The organism is Pedococcus sp. P3_C7 (assembly GCF_056402615.1).
Genome location: NZ_JBFUHC010000004.1, coordinates 207,138 through 213,194, shown reverse-complemented (window position 1 = coordinate 213,194; position 6,057 = coordinate 207,138). Strand labels below are relative to the sequence as shown.

Sequence of the window (6,057 nt, the reverse complement as noted above, 5' to 3'; positions counted from 1 at the left end):
GTGAGCCGGACCGGCGGCCGTCGGGGCAGCGGCGGATGGACGCCCTGTTGGAGGTGCTGCGCCGCGGGGTCGCCTCGGCCGGTGGGGTGGCCACCACCCCGAAGGCGGAGCTGTTCGTGACCGTGTCGCTGGAGGACCTGGTGGCCCGGGCGAACGCCGCGGCCGTGTTCGGGTCGGGAGAGGCGGGCACCCTGATCGGTCCGGACACGGTCCGGCGGATCGCGTGTGACGCCGGGGTCGTGCCGGTGGTGCTGGGCACCGACGGGCAGATCCTGGACCTGGGCCGCCGGTTCCGGCTGTTCACCTCCGCCCAGCTGCGGGCGTTGTGGTTGCGTGACGGCGGGTGCACCTTCCCCGACTGCACCGTGCCCGCGTCCTGGTGCGACGGACACCACCTGCGGCACTGGGCAGACGGCGGTCCGACGGATCTCGAGAACGCAGCGTTGTTGTGCGGGCGGCACCACACGATCGTGCACCGCAACGGCTACCACGCCGAGCTCGTCGACGAACGGGTCCACTGGGACCTGACCCCCGGCGCCTACGACCACTGGCTCACCCACTGCACAGGCACGGGCCCGGCTCCGACCCCGGCTCCGACCCCTGCTCCGGCTCCGGGTCCGACCCCTGCTCCGGCTCCGGGTCGGACGCAGGCTCGGACTCGAGCTCCGGCGCCGGAGCTCGGCCGGCCATCAGGACCTACGACGTCTGGGACCAGCTCGAGACCACTGCCCACAGGTCAACTGCATCCCCACCTTGGCGACCATGACCCCGCCCCACAGCCCGCCACCCCCGGCGGGCCCGCTGGCATGCGCCCGCTCAGGTGCGCAGGTGGGCGACGTTGGTCCATCCGGGATCGGGGGTGACCCGGATCTGCACGTCCTGCGGCCAGGGGTCGCAGATGCTGGCCAGCAGGGGGACGGCGTCCGCAGCCCCGTCGAGGTAGACGTGAAGGACGCGAACCCCGCCCTGGGACTGGTGCGCGACCACCCTGCCGGCGTCGCCGAGGGCTTCGTTGATCGAGTCCTCCAGTCTCCGCAGTGCGGCCAGCGCACTCTCTCCCGGCAGGCCGCGCTCGGTCTGGTCGTCGTAGGGGACGACGACGGCAGCATGGGTGTCGAGCTCCGGGGCGGTCGCCGACGCGAGTGGGACCTGGGTCATGGCGAGGACCGGCCCGCCCTCGCCGTCCCCGCTCAGGATCGCCCGGCCCGGCTGGCCGTGTTTGTCGGTGTTCTCCGCCTTGAGGTCGCGCACGACCGCGCGCAGACCTGTCAACCCAAACCCGTCGAGGGGCGCGACCTGAGCCGGCGCGACCTCACCGACCCAGAGCTCCACATCGGTCTCGCCCAGGGCGTTGTCGAGGGCGAGGAACGTCACGGTGATCCGGCTGTGTTCGTCCAGGGTGGCGAAGGCTGGGTGGTGGACGCTGACGTCGATGCGGTGACCTTCCCGTCGCGCGCCGACCACCACCTCGGCGAAGGCGATGCGTTGCCCGCCGATCTCGAGCTCGACGGCCTCCGCGTCCGGGTTGGCCTGCCGCGAGTCCGCGAACTCCCACGTTGCATCGGCGACGGGAGCGGCCTTGAGCCAGCGACGGGCAGGGGCGCGAAGGGCGGCGTCCCCCTCCGGACTCACGACGAGGCAGTGCTTGGCGGCTGACCCGGGACTGAGCTCCCAGGCGAGGCCGGGATGGATGCCGGAGACCGCTCGGCTCATCTGCGCCACCAGGGCTTCGTTGCCGCCGCCACCGATGCTGTCCTCCGCCAGGGCCCTCCCCTCGGTGGCCCACCATGACCAGAAGGCTTCGATCGACTCCTGCGTGCGCTGCGCACCTCGGTCGTCACGGTTCTTGCTGCGACGGAAGATCCCCATGGGGACAGTCTGGCGCGTGGTGGCAGGCGAGAGGCCCGGATCTCGAGGTTCTGAAACGCGAACCGGGAAGGAATCCGGGCCTCTCGGCGAACCCTCAGCTGAGGCGTTCGTAGATGATGGCCATGCCCTGGCCGCCACCCACGCACATCGTCTCGAGACCGAACTGGCCGTCCCGGGCAGCCAGGCCGTTGAGCAGCGTCGTCGTGATCCGCGCGCCGGTCGAGCCGAACGGGTGACCGAGGGCGATCGCGCCCCCGTGGACGTTGAGCTTGTCGAAGTCCATGCCCAGGTCATCGGCGGATGGCAGCACCTGCGCCGCGAACGCCTCGTTGATCTCGTAGAGGTCGATGTCGCCGATCGTCATGCCGGCCCGGGCCAGCGCCTGGCGCGATGCCTCGACCGGACCGAGACCCATGATCTCCGGCGAGAGCCCGGAGACGCCGGTGGAGACCACCCGGGCCAGTGGCGTCAGGCCCAGCTCCTTGGCCTTGGTGTCACTCATGACGACCACCGCGGCGGCGCCGTCGTTGAGCGGGCAGCAGTTGCCGGCGGTGATGGTGCCCTGCTCGCGGAAGACCGGGTTGAGCCCCTGCAGCGCTTCCAGTGTCACGCCTGCGCGCGGGCCGTCGTCCTTGCTCACGACGCTGCCGTCGCCCAAGGTCACCGGCGCGATCTCGCGCTCGAAGAACCCGTCAGCGATGGCCTTCTCGGCGCGGTTCTGCGACGAGACGCCCCACTCGTCCTGGCGTTCGCGCGAGATGCCGCGCAGGGTGGCGACGTTCTCGGCGGTCTGGCCCATGGAGAGGTACACGTCGGGCAGGAGGTCCTGCTGGCGGGGGTCGGACCAGGTCTCGTTGCTCGCGGCGATCTGCTCGCTGCGGGCGGCGGACCCGGCGAACCTGGGGTTCTGGTCGTCACCGGACGAGCCACCGGCCCCGGCCCAGTTGGTGTACTGCGAGACGCACTCGACCCCACCGGAGACGAAGATGTCGCCCTCGCCGGCCTTGATCGCGTGGTAGGCCATCCGCGTCGTCTGCACCGACGAGGCGCAGAACCGGTTGATCGTGGAGCCCGGCAGCCCGTCGAAACCGGCCAGCACGGCGATCACGCGCGCCATGTTGGAGCCGTGCCGACCCGACGGCTCGGCGCAGCCCCAGTAGAGGTCCTCGACGAGGCGGGGGTCGAGCTCGGGGATCTTCGCCAGCGCGGCACTGATGACCTGCACGGACAGGTCGTCGGGTCGCATCTCCTTGAGCGAGCCCTTGAATGCGCGCCCGATCGGCGTGCGGGCGGTCGAGACGATGACGGCTTCGGTCACGGGGTTCTCCTCAGGCAGCAGTTCCCAGCGGCGCAGAGATAAGCGACCGCTTAGTCAGCCTCGATGGTATGCCGTGTGGCTGGGTCCGTGGGTGTGTCCTTGCTCTCGCCGGACTCGACGCGGGACGCGACGCCGGACTCGCGGCCGGACGCGACATCGGACTCGGAGCTGGCCTCGACGCCGGACGCGTGCGCAGCGTGGCGGGTGAGGTCGGTCGCGCCGTCACCCGGGACCTGTGGGGCACTGTCGTTGGAGCCTGCAGTCGGGCCGTGCGCCTGCTCATGGCGGTCGGGCACCGGGTTGTGGGGGCGACGCAGCAGCATCGCCCAGCGACCACGGGGGCCGCGGCTCTGGCCGGCGATCTGGGTGGCGCTCACCTCGGTCCCGGGGTCGCGCACGGCGTGCACCGCTGCGACCGCCACGGGACCCACCCCTTCGCCTCGGCGGGTGTCGGGGGTGCGTTCCTCGGACCGCTCGCCCGACCACACGCCCAGGGCGGCATACACGCTGGGCAGCAACGCGGAGGCGGCCCGGGCATAGCCGGCGGGGGAGGGGTGGAAGCGGTCGGCGCTGAACATCTCGTGCGGACGCTCGGCGAACTCGGGGCCGAGCAGGTCTCCCAGCGAGACGGTGCGACCCCCGGCCTCGACCACGGCCACGGTCTGGGCCGCGGCGAGGTCGCGCGACCAGCGGCGTCCGATCAGCCGGAGCGGCTGGGGGATGGGCTGGATGGTGCCCAGGTCGGGGCAGGTGCCGACCACGACCTCGGTGCCCAGCACTCGCAGCGCCCGCACGGTCGTCTCGAGGTGGCGTACCGCCACCGCCTTGTTGATCCGGTGCGTGACGTCGTTGGCGCCGATCATGATGACCGCGACGTGGGGACGCGCCACCTGGTCCAGTGCGTTGGCGAGCTGGAGCTCCAGCCCGGAGGACTCGGAGCCCACGACGGCCGTGTTGGTGAGTCGGACAGGCCTGCCGGTGAGGGCGGAGACGCCGTTGGCGATGATCGCGCCGACCGTCTGGTAGCGGTTGTCCGCGCCCATGCCCGCGGCCGAGGAGTCGCCGAGGACGATGAGCTCGACCGGCTCGCCCACGCCGGCGCCGTAGGTGCCGTTGTCGTCCGGAGAGCCGTCGAAGGGCTGGCCGACGATCCGTCGGGCGACCTTGGCCTCGGCCTTGAGCACGCCGTAGCCCAGCGCGCCCAGGGCGCCGATGCCCGCAGCGAGACCGCCACCGCCGTAGGCAGCGGTGGCCGCGATCTTGCGCGCGCGTCGAGCACGGCCCATCGACAGCTCCCTCTCCTCGCCGGTCTCCCTGACGTTAACGGCTGACCATGACATGGTGTGCCCCCTCCCCCTCTGATGGTCCGCCGGGGGGTGTTCCCAGGGCTCCACCAGTTGTGGGAGAGCACAGTTGGAGGACTTTCCAGTGACTGGCCCGCCGTCTGCCGCGGGTCCGGTGGGTGTCCAGCATCTGAGAGGATGGGCTGGTGAAGTACGCAGAGCACATCGCCGACCTCGTCGGGAACACGCCCCTCGTCAAGCTGAACTCGGTCACCGAAGGGGTCGCCGCGACGATCCTGGCCAAGATCGAGTACATGAACCCGGGTGGGTCCGTGAAGGACCGCATCGCGCTGAAGATGGTCGAGGCCGCGGAGGCCTCCGGCGAGCTCAAGCCCGGCGGCACGATCGTCGAACCGACGTCCGGCAACACCGGCGTGGGCCTGGCTCTCGTGGCCCAGCGCAAGGGCTACAAGTGCGTGTTCGTCTGCCCTGACAAGGTCAGCCAGGACAAGCGCGACGTGCTGAAGGCCTACGGCGCCGAGGTCGTGGTCTGCCCGACCGCCGTGGCTCCCGACCACCCGGACTCCTACTACGAGACGTCCGACCGCCTCGTACGCGAGATCGAGGGCGCGTGGAAGCCGAACCAGTACGCCAACCCCATGGGACCTGCCTCCCACTACGAGACGACCGGGCCCGAGATCTGGGACGACACCGACGGTCGGGTGACGCACTTCGTCGCCGGCGTCGGCACCGGCGGCACGATCACCGGCACGGGTCGCTACCTGCGCGAGGTGTCCGACACCCGCGAGGGCGGACGCGTCCAGATCATCGGCGCGGATCCCGAGGGTTCGGTCTACTCGGGCGGCACGGGCCGTCCCTACCTCGTCGAGGGCGTCGGTGAGGACTTCTGGCCGACGGCCTACGACCCCAAGGTCGTCGATGAGGTCATCGCCGTCAGCGACGCCGACTCGTTCGAGATGACGCGCCGCCTCGCCAAGGAGGAGGGCCTGCTCGTGGGCGGTTCCTGCGGCATGGCCGTCGTCGCCGCCCTGCGCGCGGCCAAGGACCTGCCCGCCGAGGCCATCGTCGTCGTGCTGCTGCCCGACAGCGGGCGCGGCTACATGTCCAAGATCTTCAACGACGACTGGATGAGCTCCTACGGCTTCATGCGGTCGGTCGACCAGACCACCGTCGGCGAGCTGCTGCACAAGAAGGCCGGGGACATGCCGGCCCTCGTGCACACGCACCCGACCGAGACCGTGCGCGACGCCATCGAGATCCTGCACGAGTACTCCGTGTCGCAGATGCCGGTCGTCAAGGCCGAGCCGCCCGTCATGGCTGGCGAGGTGGCGGGCTCGGTCAGCGAGCGGGCCCTGCTCGAGGCGCTGTTCAACGGCAGCGCTCACCTCACCGACTCGGTCGACAAGCACATGGAGGCTTCGCTGCCCCTGGTCGGCGCGGGCGAGCCCGTCTCGGTCGCCCGCCACGAGCTCGAGAAGGCCGACGCCATCATGGTCGTCGAGGACGGCAAGCCGGTCGGAGTGCTGACCCGCGCCGACCTGCTCATCGCCCTGGTCGACTAGCCCT

The 6,057-nt window shown here is 71.1% G+C and carries 5 protein-coding genes; 2 read left to right on the top strand and 3 right to left on the bottom strand.

All coding sequences use genetic code 11. From position 1 onward, the window contains the following. Positions 1 to 863, top strand: an 863-nt coding sequence (locus tag AC1DS4_RS07000; protein ID WP_477646012.1) for an HNH endonuclease signature motif containing protein, incomplete at its 5' end; no start/stop codon positions are given. Here AC1DS4_RS07000 and AC1DS4_RS06995 read toward each other — a convergent pair. The 3 genes from AC1DS4_RS06995 to AC1DS4_RS06985 form a co-directional block, all read right to left on the bottom strand. Further along, positions 817 to 1,869 carry a DUF695 domain-containing protein gene (locus AC1DS4_RS06995; RefSeq protein ID WP_477633081.1) on the bottom strand — a complete coding sequence of 351 codons (1,053 nt, stop codon included), beginning with the start codon at positions 1,867 to 1,869 and terminating at the stop codon, positions 817 to 819. The genes AC1DS4_RS07000 and AC1DS4_RS06995 overlap by 47 nt on opposite strands. A 94-nt stretch (positions 1,870 to 1,963) precedes the next feature. After that, complete coding sequence (locus AC1DS4_RS06990) at positions 1,964 to 3,187, bottom strand: acetyl-CoA C-acetyltransferase (protein WP_477614723.1); 1,224 nt, start codon at positions 3,185 to 3,187, stop codon at positions 1,964 to 1,966. Between the two features lie 50 nt (positions 3,188 to 3,237). Beyond that, positions 3,238 to 4,473 (bottom strand): SGNH/GDSL hydrolase family protein, encoded by a 1,236-nt coding sequence (locus AC1DS4_RS06985; RefSeq protein WP_477633082.1) that lies wholly within the window; start codon positions 4,471 to 4,473, stop codon positions 3,238 to 3,240. 203 nt (positions 4,474 to 4,676) lie between these two features. On the opposite strand from AC1DS4_RS06985, the gene AC1DS4_RS06980 reads away from it, so the two are divergent. After that, positions 4,677 to 6,053, top strand: a complete 1,377-nt coding sequence (locus tag AC1DS4_RS06980) for a cystathionine beta-synthase (RefSeq protein WP_477614725.1) — start codon at positions 4,677 to 4,679, stop codon at positions 6,051 to 6,053. The last annotated feature ends 4 nt before the right edge of the window (positions 6,054 to 6,057 follow it).